We start from the raw sequence: 24,248 nt of genomic DNA on the forward strand, positions 1-24,248 counted from the left end.
AAGCGAAAAGATGTCAAAATCTACTGGACCTTGTTAGTTCCATGGCTTGATTGAAGTACTATCTACAAACAAAATTCGAGTCTCATACTAGAAAACTGCACGGTCAGCACTTAATTGTCATTCCGTGTAGTTTTTTATTTGCCAAGTAACAGTACCTCGACTTAAATAATACTCCCCCTCCGCTGGCAGAGTCTGACGTTGCCTGCTGGTAGCGGTACTTGGGAGCTATAGCGAGGTGTGGGGCGTGATTGACATGATGTACATTACCTGTCAATTATCTGTCACTGAGCATAAAACGTGCAGAGAAAGATTGGGTCAATTCTTGGATAAGAACTTCCATTCACATAAGCTGCGCAAAGATCGATATGATAAAACTGCTCTAGTGACGAATGGGTTGGCGAAATGGGGCTTTCAAGAAATCCGATTACGGAAGGGGTGTTGGGGGATTACGATGGAGATACGCTTTCGCCCGCAGTTGCTGATAAACCAGCAAGGGTATTATAAATTGACAACCATTCGGCAATTTGAACAGGTAAGCATTCAATTTAATTATTTGTTGCTTGATCTTCTATCATTACCAGTCCCCGATTTTTTTGCTTGGACTGCCAAGAGAGTTGAGGCTGCAGTTGATCTGGTAGTAGACGAGCAGCTGATCCCGAAATATATTGTTCTTTTCAAAAAAGGATATATCCCCGAGTATTTTTGGAGAGAAAAACAGACACGAAAGTATTGGGACTCAGAGACAAATGTTTATTTAATGTCCGCTAACAAAACCGTTAACTGGTATGATCGGTACGCGACTTTGCAGGATAAAGCCAAAAAATCGAACAAGCAATATGTGGACTACTCTGAGACAAAGGGAATTCTACGTTTTGAGACTCAGGTTAGAGACAATATGAAATCAGTGATGGAAACGCTGAATCAGACATATCTAAAGCAAGAAATTATGAAGTTTTATAATTTAATTGTAGGCAAGGGTGACTATTATTCCTTGAACAAAGCACTCTCCATTGTACGTCAAAAAACCCCGAATCAGACAAAGCGTATGGCGCTTGAGCGACTGCTACAGCTTCTTGATAAATGCGGAAGTATTCATGCTGCAAAGGAGTTCTTCCTTGAAGGGCAAAACGCTGACAAAGCTGCAGACAAATTTAGCAAACGGATTAATCAGCTACGTAAGTTAGGTATAAATCCTGTGCTGTTGCCTCCTGAATGGGGAATAGAGTCACTAGAGAATCTATACGACAAGATCAATGCCGCAGCTGATAAAGAGGGAACGGAGCTAAGAACTTCAGGGAATTGGGAGTGATTACTGTGTCTGTTTAAAACAACAGAAGGAGCTATTCTCCCCTTCTGTTGTTTTACTACCTCTGTACTTCTGAGCTATGAAGCCTTTTTCCAATCCCATTTACGCCACTTAACCGCTTCCCCGTGCTCTTGACGTACTAAGTCTTTCAACATCCACAAAAAGTTATTGGAATTATCAAAATCACCCGTTAAGCAACCCGCACAAAATTGATGGCAATTATCCAGCAGCACATTGTAGTTTCTAATCGATTCTAACTTGTCATATGCGCGAGCTACTGCCATAGGGAATCCGATGGACCAGTCTCTATCAGAATAGCAAGGAACATAGATTTCATGGTTAAACGTAGTGATATGGTTTGTGAATTCTTCTAATGAGACTAATTCGACTACCCCTTGTCCGTTCAAATGAATGATAGAATTCTGACCAACGAAAATACCTGAGTGTTCAGCAATACCAAAGCCTAATTCAGTGTACACCACAGAACCGTATGACGGTGCTATGTTCTTAGTCGCTCCCCAAAACATAGCAAGACCTCCTTTAGAAATTAGGAATTGCGCAATGTTATTGCTTGATTTTGATTTCCATATACACGATTTTATTGTCAGTATTGTTGACTGTAAGATTTACAATAGCTGGTCTCTGGCTGCCAGCAAAGCTGTAACTATATTGAGTTGTATTCTTGACTCCTTCATTTCTATGTAGGGGCTTTCCAAGGAGTTGAGTTGCCTTGTCTAAGCTGTCGTTAATTCGAATCCCTTGAATGTTATAAATGCGGTTTGTAGGGATAATTTGCTTTACGCTATTACTTTGATTGTCGACAGCCAGTTCAAAGCCTTCTAAGGAGTACAATGTTTCACCCTGGGATGTGTTTTTGTCTTTAACCTCGAATAATTTCTGTAGTTCTTCTTCTGAGGCGATTAATCCTAACAACTTGGAAAGATCAAGACTCTGAGAATGCAGACTTTCATCATACGCAACGAAGTCGATGCTGGATATTTGTTCAGTGTTGAAATCAGTAGAAAACAGTAAAAGGAAGTCTTCTTTCGTCAAATACATGGCATTTTTCTTTCCATCTTTGACTGTACTCAAATCTGGCTTACCTAGTCGGGCTACATTTTCATCATAGGACGAACCGATAGTAACATCAAAGATTTTATAGGTATCTGATGTAGTGGCTTTTATCATGTCCTTCTGCAAGGAAATTTCCAGTACGCCTTTTTCGTTCCCTCTCACCAAAAATCCAGCATCATATCCAAAAATGTAGCCGTCTGCATCTTCGCGAACAATTTCAGATGGTTTTCCGAACTTCTCGATAATCTGTTGTTTACTCATTTCAGTCATTTTAGTTAACTCGTAGGCCGTAGATTCGCCACCGGATGATAAAATTCCAACGAGTAAAAAGAAAGCAAATAATGACAAAAGCCAGAACCACCAACGTTTTAAGAGCGGCTTTTTTCTTGGTCTTCCAATTGATTGACTGATTTCTTGCATGGACATGTGTGAAAATTCTCCTTTTCAATATGAGTGGTATTTGTTTTCAAACTTTTTCCCTGATGAGTAACGACGATGTTCGTATTATCTATGAGCACTTCAAGGAGGCACTGCTTGATGTCGTTAGGGGTTAGAAAAGCTAGTGGTTGATACCCCCGGCAATGTTGGGTCATCCCTCCTCTCGTTGATTCGTATGAGGATAAAAGAGTGAGGAGAGAAATTCCAAGAGCGGATGAAATCTTTGCGAGTACCTTAATTGTAGGGTTCTTTTCTCCACGTTCGATTTGACCGATATAAGACGTATTTACGCCTGCATTCAAAGCAAGCTGCTCTTGGCTCATCCCGTTATTCAGCCGATGGAGTCGAATACTTTCCCCAATAGCTTCCATGTTTTCCATGCTTCTCACCCCTAGTAAAACGATAGACTTTCTTCAAAGCGCTCTCAATAGGATATAGTGAGGATGCCAGTGTCTATAGTCTCGAATTGATACGGAGTGTACTGATTTACCGGATAAAGGCGTTAGGGCACTGGGATTAGATATGCCCGTTTTCTTTAAGACTATAGAACCGGTTGCCGCCTATAATGACGTGATCCAGTACTTCTATGCCTATGATTTCGCCAGCTTCCCGAAGGCGTTTTGTCAAAATCAAGTCCTCCGTAGATGGGGTCGCATCTCCGCTCGGATGATTGTGGGCGCATATGAGAGAAGCGCTGCAACGTTTGATTGCAGCGCGGAAAACTTCTCTTGGATGGACGATAGCGGCATTTAGGGAGCCAATCGATACCGTTTCTTTACATATGAGCCGATTCTTCGTGTTTAAAAATAAGCAAATAAAATGTTCCTTAGTTTGATACCTCAATTCAGGCTCAAGGAAATCGAAAACATCTTTGGGAGTTTGAATGGAGACTTGATTGTGAACAGGGATAGTAAGAGCTTTTGCTAGGTTTAGCATTGCTATGAATTGCCGCGTTTTGCTTGGGCCGATACCTTTAATGGTCAGCAGTTGTTGCTCCGAGACGTCCATTAGCTCTGTTATAGTTGGGAATTGCTCAAATAGCTCTCGAATGACGTAACTGTCCGGTCTTTCTCTTAAAGACTCGGAAAGCAGTCTTTTTAATTCCTCTTTGCGGTATTCGTTCATTACATATCCTCCTGTTTTTTTAATTGATAGAAAAAGAAATGCCGAGCACTTGTGATTGTGTTCGGCATTCGCATGATTGACCGCTCGAAAGGCTACAATTGTACATAGGTATCAAGTTAATAATATATAATTTCTATCATTTAGTTTGCGATACTACAGTAAGATTCGACTAATTTTTCATAATCGAAGAAGGATAATGGTAGTATATGTCGAAGTCGGTTTTGTTTGCTTCTGATTTCTATTAGGAGGAATTAACATGGCCGAATACAAAAAAATAAATATAACCAATTTATTACTTAATCCAGTGAATCCTCGCCATAATGCAGTTGAACACCAGTCTGAGTCAATATATGCTATGGTACAAGACCAAAAGGATAAGCTTATTTATTTAGCTCGACATATCGTTGCAAATGGCCTTAATCCTACTGAATTTATTCTGGTAAAGCTTGAAGATGGAAAATGGATTGTACGGGAAGGGAATCGACGTATTACTGCTTTGAAATTGCTCAATGAACCATTACTAACTCCACCCGAATACCCTAAAATAAGGAAAACATTCCAAAAGCTTAGTGCCTTATTAGATAAGACCATTTTGCAAGAAATACCTTGTGTGGTTTTGGATAATGAAGATGAGATAAATGAATGGGTGAGATTAAAACATACAGGGCAAAATGAGGGAGCCGGAGCAGTTGGCTGGGATGGGCAGCAGACTAGTCGCTTTAAAGCATATGTTGAAGGGAAACCTGACATGCGGACGGTTTTCTTAGACTATCTTCTTAGCTTTTCAGGTTTACCAGATGAACTTCGTCAAAAATTATATAACATAAAAAAGACGAACTTTGATCGTCTGATGGGTGACCCTGATGTAAGAGAATTTCTAGGTTTAAAAGTTGAGGATAATACCTTAGTATTAGTTGATGGAGTGAATCGGTTTTTACAAATGGTATTGGATGATTTGGCTAATGATAATTTAAGTGTCGGTAAGATCTACTATAAATCCGATAGAGAAGCATATATTCAAGAGCTTATGGATAGAGCTTTAGAGGAAGATGCTAACAGTCCAGTAGAATCCAAGGATATGACAGAATTTATAACAAATACAGTGAATGAAGTCAAGACTGATGATAATTCATTTTTATTAAAACAAAAGAATGAATCTACTGATACTAATAAGAGTAAATCTGATGTGAACCTTCCAAGATCCGGAGAGAGCACGGATAGTAGCTCCTCTAGGGCGGAAAATATAGATGCCAGCAACACAAATAGAAAGGAATTGGCATCTAAAAAGCTAACAAAAGCTCGGAGTTATCCAATACATAGAAATACAGTAGTTGCAAGTATACATAAGCTTGCAATTGGTCAACCCCGCATATTAAAGATCTTTAATGAACTTAAATCGCTTAGTTTACAACAGTATCCAAATGCTGCTGCTGTTCTCTTTCGTACTTTTATTGAACTAAGCGCAGATCATTATTTAGAGCAAAATAAACTGATTCAAGGTAAAATAAGTGTAGAGAGCAGTCTAGGGGTAAAGATCGATGCTGTTTCCAAGCATATGCAGGAAAATGGAATTATGACTGAAAATCAATTACGAGCCATTCGACAAATGACCTCAAGTCCTACACAAAATCAATCAGTCAAGACGTTTCATGCGTATGTGCATAATAAAAATGTTACACCATCGGAAGCAGATTTAAAAACAGCATGGGACGATCTTTGGCCATTTATAGAAAAAATGTGGAGTTGATAAAAATGGAATTTACTTCACCGTTAAGGTATCCGGGGGGGAAAAGGAAATTAACCAATTTTGTAAAAGATGCAATTATTGAAAACAATGTATTGGGTGGGAAGTATGTTGAACCTTTTGCAGGAGGTGCAAGTGTTGCCTTATCTTTGTTATTCAACGAGTATGTTAATAAAATAATAATTAATGATATAGATAGGTCTATTTATTCCTTTTGGTATTCTGTGTTAAATCATACTGAAGAACTTTGTAGAAGAATTCGAGATACAGAAATTACAGTCGACGAGTGGAAGCGACAGAAAGTATATCAGCAAAATAAAGAGGTTGCAGATATTATTGATCTAGGCTTCTCGACTTTCTTTTTAAATCGAACGAATAGATCCGGTATTATAAAAGGCGGGATTATCGGTGGGAAAAATCAAGATAAAGATTGGAGAATGGATGTCCGATTTAATAAAGCTGACCTGATAAAACGGATTGAGAAAATTGCGCTCTATAAGCAGAGAATCGATTTGTATGGGCTAGACGCAATTATCCTGTTAAATGAGATTAGGGAAGAAATTGACGAACGTACACTAATCTATTTTGACCCGCCATACTATAATCAAGGAAGTGCATTATATGTTAACCATTACTCTAATGACGATCATTTAGAGTTAGCAAATCACATACAGGCTTTAGATTGCAAATGGATGTTAACATATGATTTCACACCACCAATACTTGAAATGTATGATGAGAGAGAAAAGAGACTATTATCATTAAAGTATACGGCTGCTAAAAAAGAAAAAGGCTACGAAATGTTGGCATTTAGCAATAATTTTATAGTGCCTAATAAATCTTATTCTTCTATAAGCATTGAGATGTTAGCATAACTTCGAAAGCAAACAAGAGCCATATTCAAGGGCTAAATTTATCTTGGAATTGCTTGGATCAAGATGACTGTGTTTACATCCATGATTCTTACGGCGAGAAGAATCCATTCATAAATCCTTACTACCGTAACAGATAAAGCTATCTTAATGGGAATTTCTCCATAAATTTTTCAATTGTGACGTCCACATATGTGAATGATCGCCAAAATGTTGACCACGTTGCTCAACATAAAGTTACCCGCCTGACAGATTGAACACATCATTTTCACATATATTTGCAAACATCTTGCAGAGCCGAGGCTCGTCAAGGGCTTGCATAGCAAGGGGGGTGTTTACCCTTTATCCTTGTCGAGCCTTGGTGCAGGAAATAAAATGCTAGTTTGTGTGAAATGAAGCATCGTTGGTGGTCAACTCGATAATGAGCGTATGCCTAAAAAATGGTCAACTTGATTAGAATTCAGATGATAATTAGAGGCTGCTGAACGGTTTTCAAACCACAAAAATGTTTCCAAAACCAGGAATTCTATACGAAAGAAGGCGGTTTAACCAGAAGGCAAAAAGATCCCGCAGCCTGCGCTCGAGGTTCATCACCAGGAGTTGCAGCGCGATGACGGTTTCGCTTGGCTTCGCAAGGCATGCTCGAATACGGCCAAGCCCATACGTGCGCTTACCCTCACCAAATTTGCCTTCAATGGCGTTGCGTTTGCGTGCATCTTGTCTTGCGACTCGCCGTTGTTCCGTCGCTTCTTCGCCTTGTACCGGACGGCCAAGCGCTGGACCGCTCAAACGAATGCCGTGCGCTTTCCAAAATGCCCTGTTTTCCCGTGTACGATAGATTTGATCGGCAAGTACCGCCTTCGGGTAACAACCAAAGCGTATCTTGTACGCTTCTACAGATTCGATCAGCGTCACCCCTTCGTTGAAGCTGTCCCATGACAGACGCTCCAGAAAAGCATAGCCGTTCACCATGCTGACCGATACTTTGGCGCCAAATTCTACTCGCGCTTTCGCTTTGCCGCGTACGACCGGGCGGACGTGCGGTTGACGGATGCTCACGATCCGATCTTCGATCTGATGCGTTTTGCGTTCAAACATCATGCGTTGCTGTCGATACAGTTCCTGAATCACAAGCAAGTCGCGATATTGTTTCCGGCTCAAAAGTGTCAGCGGCTGCCGTAAGGCCAAGTTACGGATAATGTGAAGGTTACGTGCTACATACCGGAGTTGCTTGCCGATCGCTCGACGAATCACCTTGCCGTTTGCACGACGTTGTTTGGCCACGGCCAGGTACTCCTTTCGCGCTTTATCCCGATAAGTCCGTGGTTTGCGGGCACGACCAATCTGTGGAGCATGTAACGTGTCGATGATCTCCTCCAGTTTCTCACGCGCCTCATTCAGCAAGTTCAAATCGGTTGGGTACGCCACATCCGCCGGGGCACATGTGGCATCCAGCAACAAGACATCCTAGTTCGGATCTTCCTCGGATGTTGAGTGACGCTTGGTCGTACGTTTACCTTTGGATTTTCTACCGGATTTCGGTTCATCGTCACGGTCGGAATCTGGTGTCAATTTGGCGGCCTCGACCGCGATGATCTCGTTGATTTCGCGGAGAACTTGCGAAAATGCGTCATGAGCGACGGGTGGAACGGTGGATGATCCTGATAGCCTTCCAGCCCGATGAAGTATTGCAGATACGGGTTATCGACAATCTGCTGGACCGTTTCCCGGTCCGACAGTTGCAAGCGTTTCTGAATGATGAGTGCCCCGAGGGCGACACGGATGGAATCGGCCTTATGTCCACGAAACGATTTGTGGAAGGACTTGGCATACTTTTTCTCTGCATGTGCCCACGGTACTAACCGAGCCAACTTGACCCAGCGATTTTCTTTACTCAACTTGCCGCCAAACGCCAAGAAGAAATCATCGGGGAGAAGCAATTGGTTTTCACGATGAGAGATATATTCGTACATCCATATCCGCTCCATGTGCAAGGAATTTAAAGGGAAATCGTCGATTTCCTTGTACATGAGTTCGATGAAAACGAGGCGAAACCCTTGTGGTTACCGGATTTTTTATCTGTTCAGCAGCCCCTAATTAATTTGTATCATCTATCCCAAAAGTATCCTTTCTAAAGACACAAAAAAATATAATTAGAATGATTCAGTTACAATGTCCTCTGGTCACATTACTGGTCACACTTTTTTATTTCTGAGCGCCGCACCGTACGCAAACGTAGAAACATGAAATCCAAAATAGCCTTGTCCCCCAAGGCTTTCCTCCGCTTCTTCCCTAACGTACAAAACCCTCTCCCCACACTGGCAGTGTAGAGGTCAGCGGTTCGATCCCGCTATGCTCCACCATATGAAACGCAGGAAGACGGCAAAGATGCCGTTTTTTTTGTTGTGCTTCAAACGTGCTACAAGCCTATCCTATTTGTGAGCGAGAAGAAAAGCGCAAGGATACATATCTCCCGAAAAGAGTTCGCCCATTTACAAACCGACCGTCGGTATTTATAATTGGCATAGAAATACAAATACCCGACATAAGGATTGAAACTAGCCGGATTATCCGTCCTTTTCAGATTCCTCAAGGGAGAGATGAACATGGTGCCTTTTTACGTGCTTGTCGGAGCTTTTCTGCTGTTCAAAATTCTTGGGCTAGTTGGCTTGTCTTACTTCGAAGGGTGGCATTCCTCGCTCCAGGGAGCGGTAGCCGTTATGCTGCTGCTGACCGCTTCTGCCCACTGGGGGGCGAAACGCCCTGACCTAATCCGCATGGTTCCGCCGATTTTTCCGAAGCCAGGTTGGATCGTGACAGCTACCGGGTTGCTGGAAATTGCCGGAGCTATCGGCATTCTGTTCCCTGCCACCTCTCAGGCGGCTTCCATAGGCTTGGCAGTGCTGCTGGTAGCGATGTTCCCAGCCAATGTGCGTGCGGCCAGGGAACGATTAACGATTGGGGGGAGACCTGTACCTGCGTTACCTCTTCGTATCGTGCTTCAGCTCGTCTTTATAGCAGCAGTTCTGTTGGCGGGGTAATCAACCATGCGGCTTGCATAACTTTCTTCCTATAATCGAACGATGTTCCGGGTGCCTCGTTCATTACGTGTCGTTTAGTTTGTTTCGGATTTATCGGCAGTGAAACAAACCATTGCGGTAGAGCGCTACGGCTTGGTCCCGCTATACTCCACCAAACGTAAGGTCGTGGAAACACTTGGGAAACCAGGGGTTTTTCGTCATTTTCAGGAGTTGAAGAAAAGCGGGGAATTTCCCTATGATGGGCTGTTGGGGGACGGATTATTTTACTCCCCCGACTTCTTTTCACACGACTTATGAGTTCATGAACCCACGAATATGGCTGTGCGAGAGTTTTTTATATAAAAACCCAAAAACCCATATTCCGGTAAAAGGAAAGTACAACTCACCAGCTCTAAAATAATATAATCATATAATTATAAAATAATGTTGTCTAACTTGATAGTATATGCTATATTTTTCCTTGTAAAAAAATTACAATTGTTTTTGGAAATGTTGAGAAAAAATTGAAAATAGTTCTTTCCTCATTTCTTGCTTTTTCTATACTTGTACTTGCTATCACGCCAGTTGCAGCAAGTACAAAACAAACAACAATAACAAGCGAAACGCAGATTCAGGACGAATGGTTCGACGAGTCGGTAAATGAGTTACAAAATGAAATTTCAGAAGATACTGGAATAACCCAACCTGAAAGTAAGAATGAACTTAGAAGAGGAGGAGTCATTAGCACGGTTGTTAGAATTATCCTTTATTCGAAGCGTCTCAAATTCGTATTAAAAAATGGCGATGAACTTTTCTTTGATCAAGAAGACCCAGATAAAGCGGGAGAGGCTCTAAAAGAGTATTATCTGGACAATGGTACTTTTGATAAAGGAGATATTCGAGAGCGCGGCGAAGGGTTACCGAAGTCTTCGGCCATTATTAGATTCTATGATTTGCCGAATAGTTCGGAGCAAGTACACTTGGCCTATGGAGATGTATCTATGGGAATGCTGCACATTGTTACGAGACACTTCCCAGAATACTGGTCGACGTTTAGTATATATCCAAAAGCAAAGAATTCATTCTTTAATCCGGGTACTGAATTCTCTTATGTTGAAGATGTAGTTGAAAGTGTGATTGATTACTCCTTTAATGGAAAAGAAATGGCGAAAAACATAAAGAATCTCAAAGTCCTCCCTTATGATGGATATCATGAGGGCGAGATATACAGAGTAATCATGTCAGGTGAACGTGTCGTCTCTGTATTCCCTATTAGTTATAATCAAGCGGATTAACAAGACAAGGAGTTTTCATTCATATGCTTGATATGAGGTTATATATTGCTTTACCCTCAGATGATATCGATTTTCGCTTTATCGAAAAAGAAGCGAATACTTACTTTCTCTCTATTAAGAACAAAACTGGAATTCAGCAAGCCGTTGATCCAAGCGATAGCAATTTTTTAGAGGCACTGGTGATTACACATCAGGGCAAGCCAGTATCTGATTTCCGTTTTTGCGATGTTAGGCTGCTAACGCAATTGATTGCTGTAGTTGAGGATTACTACCTGAGTGCAGAAAAAGCAATCAGCGAAGACGTCTATGGTCTTGGAGTTATCACAATAGGTTTGAGGAAAACAGGTGAAAACAAACTGTTGCTAACAGCTCTAAAAGACGGAAAGATGATTGTGCAGGCTGAATTGCCAGAGAAAGAATGGATAGATAAGTTGTTTACATTAGGCAAAACATATTTTTCCTGCCTTATTGAATATGGAATTTCTGAATCATTTCATACAAAGGTGTTATCCATTATTGGTGAGTATGAAAAAAGATACAGGGATACATACAGGAGAGATCTTGGCTAAGGAAAGTGATCGTTGGACGAATGTGACAGACAAAAAACTACGGATATGAACAAATTGCAAATAACATACCGAAATAGTCTCCGTAAAGTCAGAGGAAGAATTGTGCTTGGGGCCGGACAACCAAGAGTGTATTACACTTGATAAGGAGTTTGCTCCAAGCGCACCTTAGATTATTCCCTCATTTAGAAAGGCTCAATGAATAGGCAAATTGTGTCGGCAATTATAAGCAGTGAAACTAAACTAACCATTGCGGGAGAGCGTTATACTGGCAGTGTACAGGTCGTCGGTTCGATCCCGATAGGGTCCACCATATTCGTTAAATCAATGTTTCTAAACACTTGGTAAATAAGTGGTCTACAAGGAAACATTTACGACTAATAAAATCACTTTCTTTCAGTATCAGAAATGATATTGAAGGAAGGTGTTTTTTTGCTTTTAAAGTTTGCAATAAAAGAGTTCCTCAGTGATCGTGAGTACAAAAATGTCTCCAAACACACTTGAGTTAAAAAAGCAAATGGTGCAGCTCAATGAAAACGGGAAATCCCGCGCAGCGATTGTGGAGGAATATGCCCTCACTGCGTCTGCTTTAGACCGCTGGATCAAGCAAGGCCAGACCACAGGCCCAATGTGCGTGCGGCCAGGGAACGATTAACGATTGGGGGGAGACCTGTACCTGCGTTATCTCTTTGTATTGTGCTTCAGATCGTCTTTATAGTAGCAGTAATGTTGGCGGGGTAACCATGCGGCTTGTATACATTCCGTAGTGCCGCCACTAACTGCGTGGTCTTCTGATGACAAGAAAGGCCCCGGTGTATGCTTCCAGAACCGCAATCGAAAATATGACTAACTCGGCCAATGGAGCAACATTGAGGGCCTTATGGGAAAAGCGCGAACACGGACAAGAATCCACGCCGCGCATCCCTTCGACAAGGAATAACTTCCAAACAGAAGATTATTTTCCCTCTGGATATCTTTGCTGGTATTGAACAATGTAGATGTCCAGTTTTTGGCTTAAAGCTATGACTGCTGCATCTGAGAAGCCTTTTTCTTTTACCATTTGGCTTAATTGCTGTCGTAACTGTTCGATAGTCAGTGTAATTTTTTCCTCGTCCAATACAATACCCTTCCTTAGAAAAATATGAGGTTTTTATTCGCGTGGTGCGAGAGTCAATTGGTTGTTTCTTTTGTGGTCTTGGAGGAAATCGGAACGGTTTCCTGTAGTTTGGTTCTTTTCGGAGAGAGAGATGGTTTCTACAGGCTCGACCATAAAGTTCTGGGTGTTGATCGGACATGATGGATCTCCTTAATAAACATTTATTAATTCCATGGTGTCATTGTAAAGTTTGTCTCAAAAAATTTTTATCAATAAATAATTGCAGACATTTTACAAAATTCGACTAATTATGAGTAAAAGGGAATAAAAAATCCCTTTCTTGAGAGAAAGGGATTGGCAACAAGATATAACATTTTTTAAAACAAAGGAAATAGTTTGTATATTCAAGCTCTAGGATCATCGGTATAGGCTTTTACTTTTGGCGGTTTTACCAAAGATGTTTGATCATGTGCTCCGATAGAGGGGGCAAAAACCAAAGAGCAGACCAGCGACAATGAAATTGCTGTGAGAATAGTTAACCTTTTTTTCACCTGTTTACACTCCTTTAATTCCCTTTTTTTAAACTATTATACACGTCTTTCATTTTTCCAAGAAGATCTAATTTGAAGTCTTTGCGTTGTTCAAAGTGTAGCTCGAAAATTTTTTCCGAACATTCCATAATATCTTTGCGAGAAATAAAAAACATCCCTTCTCCTCCTGGTAAAGGAAAGGGATGTTTGGTTGTCATTAGCAAATTTCATTAACAATGCAAATAGTTATTCTGCTCAACTTACCCCCTAGGGTCGTCAATTTGCGCTATAACCTTTGGCGTCTTAAATAAAGCAAGTTGAGGGTCATGGGTACTAATGGTAGGGGTAAAGAGTACAGAGCAAGCCAACGATAGCATCACAAATACGGTTAAACTTTTCTTCAATGGTTTTCAACTCCTTTATCACTCTGGTTAACTCTATTAAATACTTTTCTTAGCTTTCCTAAAAGATCCAATTTTATTTCTTTACCTAAATCATAGTGAAACGTATAGATAGCTTCGGAACATTCCATGATGTCCTTCCGGGCATTGATTTTGGCGAAATACTCCATCCCCTGTAGGTAGGCTTCCATTCCCTCATCAAAAGAACCTTTTGATACAAGAAAAGCTCCTTTTTGTTTGAAGTATCTGCCGAGTTCAGAAAATCTGTATGGGGTGGTAAAATCGAATGCCGTATTTGTATCCTCTTGGCTCAAAATGTTTTGAATAGATGCCACATCGTTTACTTTGAGTAGTAACTCAAATAAGAAGTTAACTCGTGCCAATCGATTGTTTTTAGTTGACTCTTCCACGCACTCATAAAGCAAGGGAATCGCTTGTTCATATTGTTCCTTTTTCGCGAGGACTACTGCACGATAGTATTTCACCCGCTCTGCGATAAAGCGATATCCTAGCTTTTCATACATGGTTAGATGTTCATCCAGTGCTGAAATATGATTCAGGCGGTAAAACGAGTTACATATGGCTAGGGCAATCCTTTCCTTCGTCTCATTCGCGGTGGGATCTTCCGCATGGCCCAGCTTTCCAAGCTCGATGCACTTCTCATATTTTTTCATATCATGCGCTTGAAAAGCCATCTGGTAGTATAAGGTGACTCTTTCCTCTTGATCGAGAAAATCGATATAATGAAGGGCTTCTTCTCCGAGGCGAAAAGATTCCTCCAGCTTCTTTAAATCATGAATGTCAATCAGGAATTTTTGCAATAGTCCTCTCGCCAGGAATCGTTGCATGCCGTGTTCCCTTGCGTATTTGATGATAACGTCATACAAGGGCTGCTGATAGCTTTTGTCCGCCAGCGTACCGACAAAGCGATAGAGCCGTTCCATCAAAATATGGCTTTCTTCATAAGGGGTTTGCAGAAACCGCAAGGCGACTTTGGTGACCAAGGGAATGTTGCCCAACTGAATAGCCTCATGGATCAGCTCAAATAGGACATCGGGCCGTTCATCAATTTTCATATGGTGCTCGATGATTTCCGGTATGGGAATTCCCAGCGTTCTTGCAATGGGCATAATCGTTTTTAACTCGGGCCGTTTGGTATCCCCATTCTCTATTTTCGCAATCACCCCCTTGGCTACCCCTGAGATTTTCGCAAGTTGGGAGATACTCAGGTTCCCTTGTTCTCTATATTTTTTGATCACCTCGCCTATGGTCGTAAAATGAAGAGTGCGAACACTTTCCCCCAAAATCTTCATCTTCCTGTCTGATCCTTCCTCTATTTTCTCTCTGTGATTTATTCAAATAGTAACATTGTGCAGAATTTTTGTAAATTGTTGGGATATTCTCTCCGCCAAATCGTCGGCCCATTTACATTCCGTTTACATCCGTACGCTAATGTTTTGGGTATCACCGAAACAAACAAGGGAGAAGGAGAGAGCGAAATGAACGATAAGCACAGCACGGAATGGGCAGTCGAAGCTCGCGGACTGGTCAAAACGTTTGGGGACAATCGCGCTGTAGACGGGGTGGAGTTGCAGGTGCGCGCCGGCTCGATTTACGGCGTACTAGGGCCGAACGGGGCGGGCAAGACGACGACGATTCGCATGCTGACGACGCTGCTTCGACCGGATGCCGGGGAGGCGCGCATTTTCGGGCACGATGTGAGAAAAGAAGCGCATCTAGTCCGGCAGCTGATTGGCGTGACGGGGCAGTACGCTTCGGTGGATGAGTCGCTTAGCGCCACCGAGAACCTGATTATTTTCGCCCGGCTGCTCGGACTCGGGCGTGCCGAGGCACGGCGCAAAGCTGCGGAGCTGCTGGAGGAATTCGGGTTGACGGAAGCGGCGAAGCGTCCGCTGAAGTATTTTTCTGGCGGGATGCGTCGCAGGCTGGATTTGGCCGCGAGTCTGATTGCCCAGCCGCCGCTTATTTTCCTCGACGAACCGACCACAGGACTTGACCCGCGTACGCGGTCGCAGATGTGGGATACGATTCGTCGGCTCGTCGATACGGGGTCGACCGTATTGCTCACAACGCAATATCTGGATGAAGCAGACCAGCTCGCCGACCGGATCGCGGTGATTGACCGGGGGCGGGTCGTGGCAGAAGGGACGGTGGATGAGCTGAAAGCATCTGTCGGGACTTCGGCGCTGCACCTGCGCGTCCAGCATGCGCGAAGGATCGCAGAGGCCAGGGAATTGGTGGAGCAAGTGCTCCAGGTCCGCACAAGCGTCACGGCAGAAGCGGGCCAGATCACGGCGCCCATGGCAAATCCCGATCAGGTGACGGATTTGCTCATCGCTCTTCGCACCCGCGGCATTCCGCTTGCGGAGATCAGCGTGCAGAAGCCGACCTTGGACGAAGTGTTTTTGACGATCACGGGAAGCGGTACGACCGAAAGCGCAACGCAAGCTTTGCTGCAACCGAACAAAGTGGAGGGGGCTTGAGAATGAACAGCGTATCCTGGGAGAAGAACTTAGAGCGTCCATGGAAAAAACGGGCAGGACTCGGTCAGGCGCTTCGCAACTCGTTGACGATGGCCTATCGGGGGCTGCTGAAAATCCGGCGCACGCCGGAGCAATTGTTTGACGTGACGCTTCAACCGATTTTGTTTACGTTGATGTTCACCTATCTATTTGGCGGCGCGATTTCCGGAAACGTGCAAAATTACTTGCCGATCATCATTCCCGGTATCTTGGTGCAGACCGTCATCGGAACTTCCGTCGTCACGGGCGTTCAGCTGCGGGAGGACATGGATAAAGGCGTATTCGACCGCTTCAAATCGCTGCCGATCGCGCGCATCGCGCCATTGGCCGGAGCGTTGCTCGCCGACACCATACGCTATACGATTGCGACGGTGCTCACCTTTGCCATGGGATATGTGATGGGCTATCGGCCTGGAGGGGGCCTGGGAGCTGTCGTAATTGCAGGGCTGCTTGTCATTGTCTGCTCGTGGGCGGTCAGCTGGGTTTTTGCCTTTTTTGGCGTCATTGCCCGTACGGCTTCCAGCGTACAGGGGATTTCCATGATCGTGTTGTTTCCGCTTACGTTTCTCTCCAACGCATTCGTCCCGGTGGAGACGCTGCCTGATTGGCTCCAGTGGTTCGTGGCGATCAACCCGATCTCCCATTTGGTCAGTGCCGTCCGCGAGTTGGCCAATAGCGGCGTGATCGGTATGGAGTGCATGTTTTCCCTCGTTAGCGCTGCCGCCATTGTAGCCGTGTTTGCACCGCTGACGGTACGTGCTTATCGGCAGCGCACGTAACGGGAAGGCTTCATTCGGCTGCCAGACAGATGATGGATGATGCTCGCACAGCAACTCGTCGGGGAGCGCAGACAGGCGTATCCGCCCGCGTAAAGATCAGATAGCAATGAAAAAAATCGCTCAGGAATCAGCAACTCCTGAGCGATTTTTTTCTCTTAGCCTTGGCCGACAATTTTTTTCAAGCGGCCCACCAGCGGAATGACGATAATCCCGGCTACTACGACCTGGAGGACGTTTCCGGGGATGGAGCCGAATGGCAGAATCCAGTTGCTGTAGAGGATGACTTCGACGAAGTAGTAGCCCACGACTTTCATCAGCAGGGCGACCGCTACAGCCAGAGAGTAGGCCAGGATGCCTTTGCCCGGCATTTTTTCCGCGATGAGTCCGGCGACATAGCCCATGGCACCGACGATGACAAACGTAAACGGCGCCCAGGCTGTCCAGCCGGAGATGAGGTCGAACAGGCCCATCCCGAAGGCGCCGGCAATCGCTCCCGCTTTTCTGCCGTATACGAAAGCGGCAATAAAAAGAGGGACGTTGCCGAGGTGGATCAGGCCGCCATTCCCCATGATCGGGAGGCGGATGTTAATGAACATGGTGGCTGCGAGAGTAAAAGCGATAAGAAGAGCATGAATCACGAGCCTTTTTGTTTTGGATGATCGGGATGAATGAGTAGAATCCATAAAACAGTCCTCTTTCTTTTTTCTATCTATCATACTCGCAAATCCTGGCGAAATAAATATGCTTTCCGCGATTTGTTCGGGCAGGAGCGTCGTTGCCCGATGGCGAAGACAGGAAGCGAATGCTCCAACAGGAGGGGATACGATGAAGATCGCCAAACAGAACGTTAACGGAGTGGAGCTTGCTGTCGTCGCAAGCGACGAGCTGGTGATTGCCGATGTCCAGGCCGCACTCGATCTGATGGCAACTGTGCGCTATGAAGCCGATTGCGACCGCATCATTTTGCCCAAGTCCATGTTTGCGGAAAGCTTTTTCGACCTCAAAACGCGGCTGGCAGGCGAGATTTTGCAAAAGTTTAGCAACTACAGGATGAAGCTGGCGATTGTCGGCGATTTTTCGGTGTATACCAGCAAAAGCTTGCGGGACTTCATCTACGAGTCAAACAACGGCAACGATGTCTTTTTCGTGCCGACAGAGCAGGAAGCGATGGAAAAGCTGAGCAGGGCCAAATAGCGAACGAAGGGGAGAGGGGCAAGCGGCCGTACGTGCGGGAGCGCTTCATGGCACGATGCGGACGTGTACGGTTTCTGGCGGATTTTCTGCGGTAGCTGACGAGGACGTTACCCAGTTGACACCGCCCTCTCCCATTCACTATACTGTCTATAATCTTATATGCGACATACGTTGAAGGAGCCCAGTAGCAGCTTGGTCCCTGTCCTAGAAAGCCGGGGGTGGATGGAACCCGGTACACACCAAGCCTGTGAATTACAACTCTGGAGTATCTCGGGTAATGCCGAGCGGAGTGGCGAACGATATCTCGCCGAGAGTGGCATGAATGGCGTCCGATAAACAAAAGCGACCATTGGTGCAATCTGGGTGGTAACACGGTTATGCAATCGTCCCTGCGTCTACAATAGACAAGGGGCGATTTTTTGTTGGACGCACAACGGTGATTCGGTATAGGAGATCTACGAATCTAAGGGAGTGAAATTGGCTGTGAACATTATGGACGAACTGGAGTGGCGCGGTGCCATTCACCAACAAACAGACGCCGAAGGGCTTCGTGAATTGACGGAGCAAAAATCGATCTCGTTGTACTGTGGCGTGGACCCGACGGGAGACAGCATGCACATCGGTCACTTGATCCCGTTTATCATGCTGAAGCGTTTCCAACTGGCAGGCCATCGTCCCGTCATCTTGATCGGCGGCGCGACAGGGACAATCGGCGATCCGAGCGGCCGTCAGTCCGAGCGCTCGCTGCAAACGCTGGAGCAGGTGCAGGCGAATGTCGACGCTCTCACGGCCCAAATGAAAAAACTGTTCCTCACAGAAGGCGACAACCAGATTCGACTGGTGAACAACTACGATTGGACACATAAAATCAACGTCATCGAATTTTTGCGCGATTACGGGAAAAACTTCAGCATCAACGCGATGCTCGCCAAGGATGTCGTGGCAAGCAGGCTGGAGAGCGGCATTTCCTTCACCGAGTTCTCCTATCAAATCCTGCAGTCGCTTGACTTCCTGCACTTGTACAGACACGAGGGCGTGCAGCTGCAAATCGGCGGCTCCGACCAATGGGGCAACATTACAAGCGGTCTCGATCTGATCCGCAAAAAAGAAGGTCCCGAGGCCAAAGCGTTTGGGCTGACGATCCCGCTCATGCTGAAAGCGGACGGGACGAAGTTCGGAAAAACAGCAGGCGGCGCCGTTTGGCTCGATCCGAACAAAACGACGCCATTTGAATTCTACCAGTTCTGGGCGAACACCGATGACCGCGACGTCGTGAGATACTTGAAATACTTTACGTTCCTCTCCAAAGAGCAAATCGACGAGCTGGCGGTAAAAGTCGAGACGGAGCCGCACAAACGCGAAGCGCAAAAAATGCTCGCAGAGGAAATGACGCGCTTCGTGCACGGCGAAGAGCTGTTGCAGCAGGCAAAACGCATTACAGCTGCTCTGTTCACGGGCGATATCAAATCCCTCACCGCCGATGAGATCGAGCAAGGCTTCAAGGAAATGCCGACCTATGAGGCGACGAAGGAAGCGAAAAACATCGTGGACTGGCTCGTCGAACTGGGCATCGAGCCGTCCAAGCGCCAGGCGCGCGAGGACATTACGAAAGGCGCCATTTCCATCAACGGCGAACGGGTGAGCGAACTGGATCTGGAAGTAACGGCTGACCTGGCGATTGGCGGACGTTTTATCATTGTCCGCAAAGGCAAGAAAAACTACAGCCTCGTAAAGCTGTCGTAAAAAATAGCGCAACGAAGAAGCTTCCCTCCACGATGCGAGGGAAGTTTTTTTGTGACATCCATCCTGGAAGACAGGCTCCGTCAAGCCCCCTGGCTGCACCCAAGCGACAAGGATTTTCGCCGTGCACACATGCGGACCGTTTCCAAATGGGCGAGGTTGTCAGAGAGAGTCATGCTCCGTATTGACAGGAAATCGAGAACTGGTTATAGTATGTAATTGTCCGGAAATGATTATCATTATCACTTGTTGATTTTTTATTTGGCAAAAAGGAGAATGCAACATGAAAAAGTGGCTCACCTCTCTCATGATGTCGCTCGTACTGCTGCTGAGCGCTTGCGGGAATGCATCGGTACCAACGGAGAACGCTGCCGGGGGCAACGGGGCAAATCAGGAAGCGAAATCAGAAGCCAAACCGGAAGGCCAGGCGGAAGCCAAGCCTGAGACGGTTACGTACCAGTCGGAGAACGGCCCCGTCGAGGTTCCTGCCCATCCGAAGCGAATTGTCGGGTTGACGAATGCGCCGAACGTTCTTGCTTTAGGGGGAACGCTGGTCGGGGTAGATGAATGGACGAAAAAGAATCCGCTTTTCAAGGATAAGGTAAAAGATGTAGAAACTGTTTCTGATGAAACCATGGAAAAAATTCTCGCCCTCCAGCCCGACTTGATTATTGCCGGGTCCTGGATGAAAAACCTGGATAAACTGAAGGAAATTGCGCCGACAGTTGTCTACACCTGGGGCAAGCTCGACTATTTGGCGCAGCAGCGCGAGATCGGCAAGCTGCTGAACAAGGAACAGGAAGCGCAAGCGTGGATCGACGATTTCACCAAGCGCGCGCAAGCTGCCGGAGAAGAGATCAAGGCGAAAATCGGCAAGGACAAAACCGTCTCCGTCTTCGAGCATGATGCAAAAGACTTCTATGTATTCGGAAACAACTGGGCACGCGGAACCGAAATTCTGTACCAGGCAATGGGTCTGGCCATGCCGGAAAAAGTGAAGAAGGACGCGCTCGGCCCTGGCTACTACATGCTCTCCCTGGAAGTGATTCCGGAGTACGCTGGAGACTATATCGTACTCAGCCAGCGCAAGGGCGGAGAAAATGCATTCCTGAACTCTGAAACATGGAAAAACATTCCGGCCGTAAAAAACAACCGTGTGATCGTCATCGATACGGAGGCCTCTACCTACAGTGACCCGATCACGCTGGAGTATTTGCTGAACATTTTCAAGGAAGGTTTTTTGGGCAAGTCGTAATCCGTTACAGCTAGATGAGCAAAAGGCCTGAAAGCAGCGTGGAAAATGCGAGAGCAGGAACACGCAACTACCAAAATATAAAATGGCGAAAACGCTTGGGAAACCAGGCGTTTTTTCTTTTTGGACGGCACAGGAGGATAAGCCCTATTCTATTTGCTTTCCAATGGGCAGGAAGGATGAGGAGCGCCGTTTCTGGTGAACATGGGATTTTTGCGTGTGAGGTGCCGACACGGGCGTGATGCTACAGCCTTGGTGTATGGAGAGAAGGAAAAGAACAGATGGAGGGAGAGGAATCAAGATAATAAGGGAGAATATTCCTGGATACAACATCCTGTTTTTTCTCTGGAATCTATGGAAAAAGGAACGAAAGTAATGGATGAACGCAAGGTTTTAATACTGATCGATCAAATAGATAAGACCAAAGAAATAGCCGATTATTCGTTTGGTGAAAAGGAAGACGTCATACATATTTACTTTATGAGACGTCGCGATCAGTTTTACCGTTATAAGAAGAACAGAGTTGTGATTAAAACCTCTCCCCGACCGTTGACGATCACTCACGGAGTGGTCTTGTGTGGCGGGCTTCCCCTGCGAAATGTACAGGAGGTTGTCCAGTTTGAAGACCTCTGCAAAGTGTTTTTCGACAATCAGCAGACGGGCATTTACAAATCATCGGCGATTCGCGTAGGGACAGCAGAGGAAGCACACAACCAAGCCGCACAAGTCTTAGATTATTGGCATGACAATGTGCAATACACGACGACAGAGGGGAAGCCGGATTTGTTTTTGCAAAAGCAGTTCTCCAGGCTACATCGCATACATCCGGATAGTGTACTGGTGACTTATCTCAGGCGCGCCCCGATTGCCAAAGCGGAGCGAAACGCCATTGCTGACATCTATCCATTCAGGATTAATGTGAGCCAAAAAGAAGCGCTGGAACAAGCGCTAGCTAGCCAGATTTCCATCATTGAAGGGCCGCCGGGCACCGGGAAAACACAAACGATCTTAAATATCCTGGCTAATCTGGTTGTCATGAAAAAGAAATCGGTAGCCGTTGTTTCGGGAAACAACGCGGCTGTCCAAAATGTGAAAGACAAGTTGCAAAAGCACGGGTACGGCTTTATCGCCGCAACGTTGGGAAACAAGGATAATCGAGAAGCTTTTTTTCAAAGCTTGCCGGAATACCCGGTGGCGGGATGGCAGAGCAATAGACAAGAAGACGAGATCTTGGATCAAATCCTAAAGCTGTCCGAGCAACTAAAAGAGTTGTTAACCCTCGTCAACCGCAAGGCTAAGCTGGAGCAAGAGATTGAGGCTTACCGTCTGGAGCAAAAGCATTTTCTTTTTCATCATGAAAAACACAATCTGGAGGAGATGGGGCGAATATTTTATCGTCGCCAGACTGCTGACACCATCATTGCATTTTTGGCAGACGAGTATTTTACAGGCGACCGTTCATTCCGTTTTTTGCAGAAAGCAAAGCTGTTGTTCAAGTACGGTTTTGTCCATTTTCAAAAATGGAAAGAGAATCGCCTGGAATGGATTACACGCTTGCAGATGAAGTACTACGAACTGAAGCTGGAAGAATTGGAGAAGGAGCGGAGCGGCATACAGCAGAAGTTGGAGACGCAATCATTCGACGAGTTGCTGAGGCAGCATGAAGCGTACTCTACGACTCTTTTCAGGCATAAGCTGTACGAGAAATATAAAGCAAAAAGGAAATACAGTGGAACTGCTAAAAGCTATCAAGGGGACTGGAAGGAGTTTATTGAACATTTCCCGATCGTGCTGAGCACCACGCATGCTTTGCGTTCTTGCATACCGGATGACTATCTGTTTGATTATGTCATGATCGACGAAGCGTCCCAGGTGGATTTGCTCACAGGAGCGCTTGCCATGTCATGCGCCAAAAATGTGATTATTGTTGGAGACACGAAACAGTTGCCCCAAATTGTTGATAAGGACATTAAGGCCAAGCTGAAGACCGAGGCTGTCGATGAGGCATACGACTATTTCAACCAAAGTCTTTTGTCTTCCATGCTTGCCGTATACGGTGAAAAGGTTCCAAAAACGATGCTGAAGGAGCATTACCGATGCAGGCGCGGAATCATCGGGTTTTGCAACCAGCAGTACTACAACAATGAACTGATTCCTTTAAAAGTAGAAGAAACCGCAGAGCCCCCCATCCGGTTGCATTACACAGCGGCAGGAAACCATATGCGCAAAGTAACGAGGGGAGCACAGACAGGGACATGTAATCAGAGAGAAATTGAAACGGTGAAAGAGGAGATTCTAAAAGAGTTGCAGCTTCAAAATATTCCTCTGGAGGATATCGGCTTTGCCACTCCGTATCGTTTACAGGTGGAGGAAGCGAACGGCATTTTAGCTGAGCAGGTTGAGATTGATACTGTTCATAGATATCAAGGACGGGAAAAGCGAATCATGATCCTATCAACTGTTCTGGACCAGACGAGAGCCGGGCAGATGGGGAAGCGCTTTGTCGAAGATTCATGTTTGGTCAATGTAGCCGTATCCAGAGCACAAGAGCAATTTATTCTCGTCACCGACCATGCGCTCTTTCGCAAATCGCGAAAAGATATTGGCAATTTGATAAGGTACATAGAATACAGCACCTTGCACGAGAATATCACACAAAGTCAGCTTATTTCCGTTTTCGACCTATTGTACAGCGAATATTCAGAGCGTTTGAGGGACTTGCAGAGTCGATTGTTATTCAATACGAAACTCAAATCAAGATTCCAATCGGAAAAGATCATTGAGCTTGTTTTGTCCGACTTGCTCAAAGAAGATGCCTATAAGTGCTTTACATTCTGCACGCATGTGCATCTCAAAGATATATTCAAGGATACTGAGCCCCTCAGTGATGCCGAGCAGAAGTACGTGAAAAATCGAGCATCGTTTGACTTTGTCATTTACGACGTGATGAACAAGCAGCCGCTATTGGCAATCGAGGTAGACGGTTTTGCTTTCCATCGAAATCATCCGCAGCAACAGGAGCGGGACGAACTGAAAAACAACATTTGCCGCAAATATCAGTTTCCGCTGTTGCGACTCCCGACTACTGGCTCTGGTGAAGAAGCAAAGATTCGCAACGAACTGGATCGGCTTATAAGCGGATAGCATCTGATCGGCGCGAAAGCTGGCCGCCTTTTCACCCGAAACATTTTGGCTGGCTTACCGTCAAAAAACCCGTGCTTTCACGCAAGTAGTTGCGTACATGGCACGGGGTCTCCCTTCCCTTCAAATTCT

Annotated in this window: 20 protein-coding genes and 1 pseudogene; 12 read left to right on the forward strand and 9 right to left on the reverse strand. The window is 45.2% G+C overall.

The features are described from left to right. The first annotated feature begins 244 nt into the window (after positions 1–244). Positions 245–1,309 (forward strand): hypothetical protein, encoded by a 1,065-nt coding sequence (locus ACTHO6_RS13840; RefSeq protein WP_440242192.1) that lies wholly within the window; start codon positions 245–247, stop codon positions 1,307–1,309. 74 nt (positions 1,310–1,383) lie between these two features. Here the strand turns inward: ACTHO6_RS13840 and ACTHO6_RS13845 are convergent, their stop codons facing one another. The 4 genes from ACTHO6_RS13845 to radC form a co-directional block, all read right to left on the reverse strand. After that, positions 1,384–1,833, reverse strand: coding sequence for a hypothetical protein (locus ACTHO6_RS13845; protein ID WP_327991639.1), 450 nt, complete (start codon positions 1,831–1,833; stop codon positions 1,384–1,386). A 37-nt stretch (positions 1,834–1,870) separates the two neighbouring features. Continuing rightward, complete coding sequence (locus tag ACTHO6_RS13850; RefSeq protein ID WP_440242194.1) at positions 1,871–2,806, reverse strand: hypothetical protein; 936 nt, start codon at positions 2,804–2,806, stop codon at positions 1,871–1,873. After that, on the reverse strand, positions 2,749–3,198 hold the full coding sequence (locus tag ACTHO6_RS13855) for a helix-turn-helix domain-containing protein (protein ID WP_440242196.1): 450 nt from the start codon (positions 3,196–3,198) through the stop codon (positions 2,749–2,751). The genes ACTHO6_RS13850 and ACTHO6_RS13855 overlap by 58 nt, the downstream gene beginning before the upstream one ends. A gap of 136 nt (positions 3,199–3,334) precedes the next feature. Then, on the reverse strand, positions 3,335–3,943 hold the full coding sequence (gene radC, locus ACTHO6_RS13860) for a RadC family protein (RefSeq protein ID WP_440242198.1): 609 nt from the start codon (positions 3,941–3,943) through the stop codon (positions 3,335–3,337). A gap of 256 nt (positions 3,944–4,199) precedes the next feature. Between radC and ACTHO6_RS13865 the strand changes: the two genes are divergently transcribed. Continuing rightward, entirely contained in the window at positions 4,200–5,690 is a 1,491-nt protein-coding gene (locus ACTHO6_RS13865) for a hypothetical protein (protein WP_440242200.1), read from the forward strand. A 5-nt stretch (positions 5,691–5,695) separates the two neighbouring features. Beyond that, positions 5,696–6,562: a DNA adenine methylase gene (locus ACTHO6_RS13870; RefSeq protein ID WP_440242202.1), complete on the forward strand. Its 867-nt coding sequence runs from the start codon at positions 5,696–5,698 to the stop codon at positions 6,560–6,562. Positions 6,563–7,051: 489 nt separating this feature from the next. Here ACTHO6_RS13870 and ACTHO6_RS13875 read toward each other — a convergent pair. Continuing rightward, positions 7,052–8,532, reverse strand: a pseudogene (locus ACTHO6_RS13875) (IS5 family transposase). A 633-nt stretch (positions 8,533–9,165) separates the two neighbouring features. Between ACTHO6_RS13875 and ACTHO6_RS13880 the strand changes: the two are divergent. From ACTHO6_RS13880 to ACTHO6_RS13890, 3 genes are all read left to right on the forward strand, one after another. Beyond that, positions 9,166–9,600: a DoxX family protein gene (locus tag ACTHO6_RS13880; protein ID WP_440242204.1), complete on the forward strand. Its 435-nt coding sequence runs from the start codon at positions 9,166–9,168 to the stop codon at positions 9,598–9,600. Positions 9,601–10,103: 503 nt separating this feature from the next. Continuing rightward, positions 10,104–10,874 (forward strand): hypothetical protein, encoded by a 771-nt coding sequence (locus tag ACTHO6_RS13885; protein ID WP_440242205.1) that lies wholly within the window; start codon positions 10,104–10,106, stop codon positions 10,872–10,874. A gap of 23 nt (positions 10,875–10,897) precedes the next feature. Next, positions 10,898–11,443 carry a hypothetical protein gene (locus tag ACTHO6_RS13890; RefSeq protein ID WP_440242207.1) on the forward strand — a complete coding sequence of 182 codons (546 nt, stop codon included), beginning with the start codon at positions 10,898–10,900 and terminating at the stop codon, positions 11,441–11,443. Between the two features lie 952 nt (positions 11,444–12,395). Here the strand turns inward: ACTHO6_RS13890 and ACTHO6_RS13895 are convergent. From ACTHO6_RS13895 to ACTHO6_RS13905, 3 genes are all read right to left on the reverse strand, one after another. Next, positions 12,396–12,557, reverse strand: coding sequence for a Spo0E family sporulation regulatory protein-aspartic acid phosphatase (locus ACTHO6_RS13895; RefSeq protein WP_440242210.1), 162 nt, complete (start codon positions 12,555–12,557; stop codon positions 12,396–12,398). Between the two features lie 383 nt (positions 12,558–12,940). After that, complete coding sequence (locus ACTHO6_RS13900; RefSeq protein ID WP_440242212.1) at positions 12,941–13,087, reverse strand: hypothetical protein; 147 nt, start codon at positions 13,085–13,087, stop codon at positions 12,941–12,943. Positions 13,088–13,466: 379 nt separating this feature from the next. After that, positions 13,467–14,780, reverse strand: a complete 1,314-nt coding sequence (locus ACTHO6_RS13905; protein WP_440242213.1) for a helix-turn-helix domain-containing protein — start codon at positions 14,778–14,780, stop codon at positions 13,467–13,469. Between the two features lie 186 nt (positions 14,781–14,966). Between ACTHO6_RS13905 and ACTHO6_RS13910 the strand changes: the two genes are divergently transcribed. Together ACTHO6_RS13910 and ACTHO6_RS13915 are read left to right on the forward strand one after the other, a co-directional pair. Beyond that, positions 14,967–15,971: an ATP-binding cassette domain-containing protein gene (locus ACTHO6_RS13910; protein ID WP_440242215.1), complete on the forward strand. Its 1,005-nt coding sequence runs from the start codon at positions 14,967–14,969 to the stop codon at positions 15,969–15,971. Between the two features lie 2 nt (positions 15,972–15,973). Next, the gene (locus ACTHO6_RS13915) at positions 15,974–16,789 is read left to right on the forward strand and encodes an ABC transporter permease (RefSeq protein WP_440242217.1); all 816 of its coding nucleotides are present in this window, start codon (positions 15,974–15,976) and stop codon (positions 16,787–16,789) included. A 155-nt stretch (positions 16,790–16,944) separates the two neighbouring features. Here the strand turns inward: ACTHO6_RS13915 and ACTHO6_RS13920 are convergent, their stop codons facing one another. Next, entirely contained in the window at positions 16,945–17,472 is a 528-nt protein-coding gene (locus ACTHO6_RS13920; RefSeq protein WP_440242218.1) for an ECF transporter S component, read from the reverse strand. A 142-nt stretch (positions 17,473–17,614) separates the two neighbouring features. On the opposite strand from ACTHO6_RS13920, the gene ACTHO6_RS13925 reads away from it, so the two are divergent. From ACTHO6_RS13925 to ACTHO6_RS13940, 4 genes are all read left to right on the forward strand, one after another. Next, positions 17,615–17,983, forward strand: a complete 369-nt coding sequence (locus tag ACTHO6_RS13925; protein ID WP_440242220.1) for a DUF4180 domain-containing protein — start codon at positions 17,615–17,617, stop codon at positions 17,981–17,983. Positions 17,984–18,466: 483 nt separating this feature from the next. Next, positions 18,467–19,726: a tyrosine--tRNA ligase gene (tyrS, locus tag ACTHO6_RS13930; RefSeq protein ID WP_440242222.1), complete on the forward strand. Its 1,260-nt coding sequence runs from the start codon at positions 18,467–18,469 to the stop codon at positions 19,724–19,726. Between the two features lie 280 nt (positions 19,727–20,006). Further along, positions 20,007–20,978, forward strand: coding sequence for an iron-hydroxamate ABC transporter substrate-binding protein (locus ACTHO6_RS13935; RefSeq protein ID WP_440242223.1), 972 nt, complete (start codon positions 20,007–20,009; stop codon positions 20,976–20,978). Between the two features lie 201 nt (positions 20,979–21,179). Further along, on the forward strand, positions 21,180–24,119 hold the full coding sequence (locus tag ACTHO6_RS13940; RefSeq protein ID WP_440242345.1) for an AAA domain-containing protein: 2,940 nt from the start codon (positions 21,180–21,182) through the stop codon (positions 24,117–24,119). Positions 24,120–24,248: the final 129 nt, after the last annotated feature.

Origin of the sequence: Brevibacillus sp. SAFN-007a (assembly GCF_051967035.1) — a bacterium.
Taxonomy (GTDB): domain Bacteria; phylum Bacillota; class Bacilli; order Brevibacillales; family Brevibacillaceae; genus Brevibacillus.

Coding starts and splice junctions, on each gene's coding strand:
- ACTHO6_RS13925 (WP_440242220.1), top strand. CDS start 17,615: ATGAAGATCGCCAAACAGAACGTTAACGGAGTGGAGCTTGCTGTCGTC.
- ACTHO6_RS13855 (WP_440242196.1), bottom strand. CDS start 3,198: ATGGAAAACATGGAAGCTATTGGGGAAAGTATTCGACTCCATCGGCTG.
- radC (WP_440242198.1), bottom strand. CDS start 3,943: ATGAACGAATACCGCAAAGAGGAATTAAAAAGACTGCTTTCCGAGTCT.
- ACTHO6_RS13845 (WP_327991639.1), bottom strand. CDS start 1,833: ATGTTTTGGGGAGCGACTAAGAACATAGCACCGTCATACGGTTCTGTG.
- ACTHO6_RS13880 (WP_440242204.1), top strand. CDS start 9,166: ATGGTGCCTTTTTACGTGCTTGTCGGAGCTTTTCTGCTGTTCAAAATT.
- ACTHO6_RS13920 (WP_440242218.1), bottom strand. CDS start 17,472: ATGGATTCTACTCATTCATCCCGATCATCCAAAACAAAAAGGCTCGTG.
- ACTHO6_RS13890 (WP_440242207.1), top strand. CDS start 10,898: ATGCTTGATATGAGGTTATATATTGCTTTACCCTCAGATGATATCGAT.
- ACTHO6_RS13850 (WP_440242194.1), bottom strand. CDS start 2,806: ATGTCCATGCAAGAAATCAGTCAATCAATTGGAAGACCAAGAAAAAAG.
- ACTHO6_RS13915 (WP_440242217.1), top strand. CDS start 15,974: ATGAACAGCGTATCCTGGGAGAAGAACTTAGAGCGTCCATGGAAAAAA.
- ACTHO6_RS13870 (WP_440242202.1), top strand. CDS start 5,696: ATGGAATTTACTTCACCGTTAAGGTATCCGGGGGGGAAAAGGAAATTA.
- ACTHO6_RS13865 (WP_440242200.1), top strand. CDS start 4,200: ATGGCCGAATACAAAAAAATAAATATAACCAATTTATTACTTAATCCA.
- ACTHO6_RS13940 (WP_440242345.1), top strand. CDS start 21,180: ATGGGATTTTTGCGTGTGAGGTGCCGACACGGGCGTGATGCTACAGCC.
- ACTHO6_RS13905 (WP_440242213.1), bottom strand. CDS start 14,780: ATGAAGATTTTGGGGGAAAGTGTTCGCACTCTTCATTTTACGACCATA.
- ACTHO6_RS13910 (WP_440242215.1), top strand. CDS start 14,967: ATGAACGATAAGCACAGCACGGAATGGGCAGTCGAAGCTCGCGGACTG.
- ACTHO6_RS13935 (WP_440242223.1), top strand. CDS start 20,007: ATGAAAAAGTGGCTCACCTCTCTCATGATGTCGCTCGTACTGCTGCTG.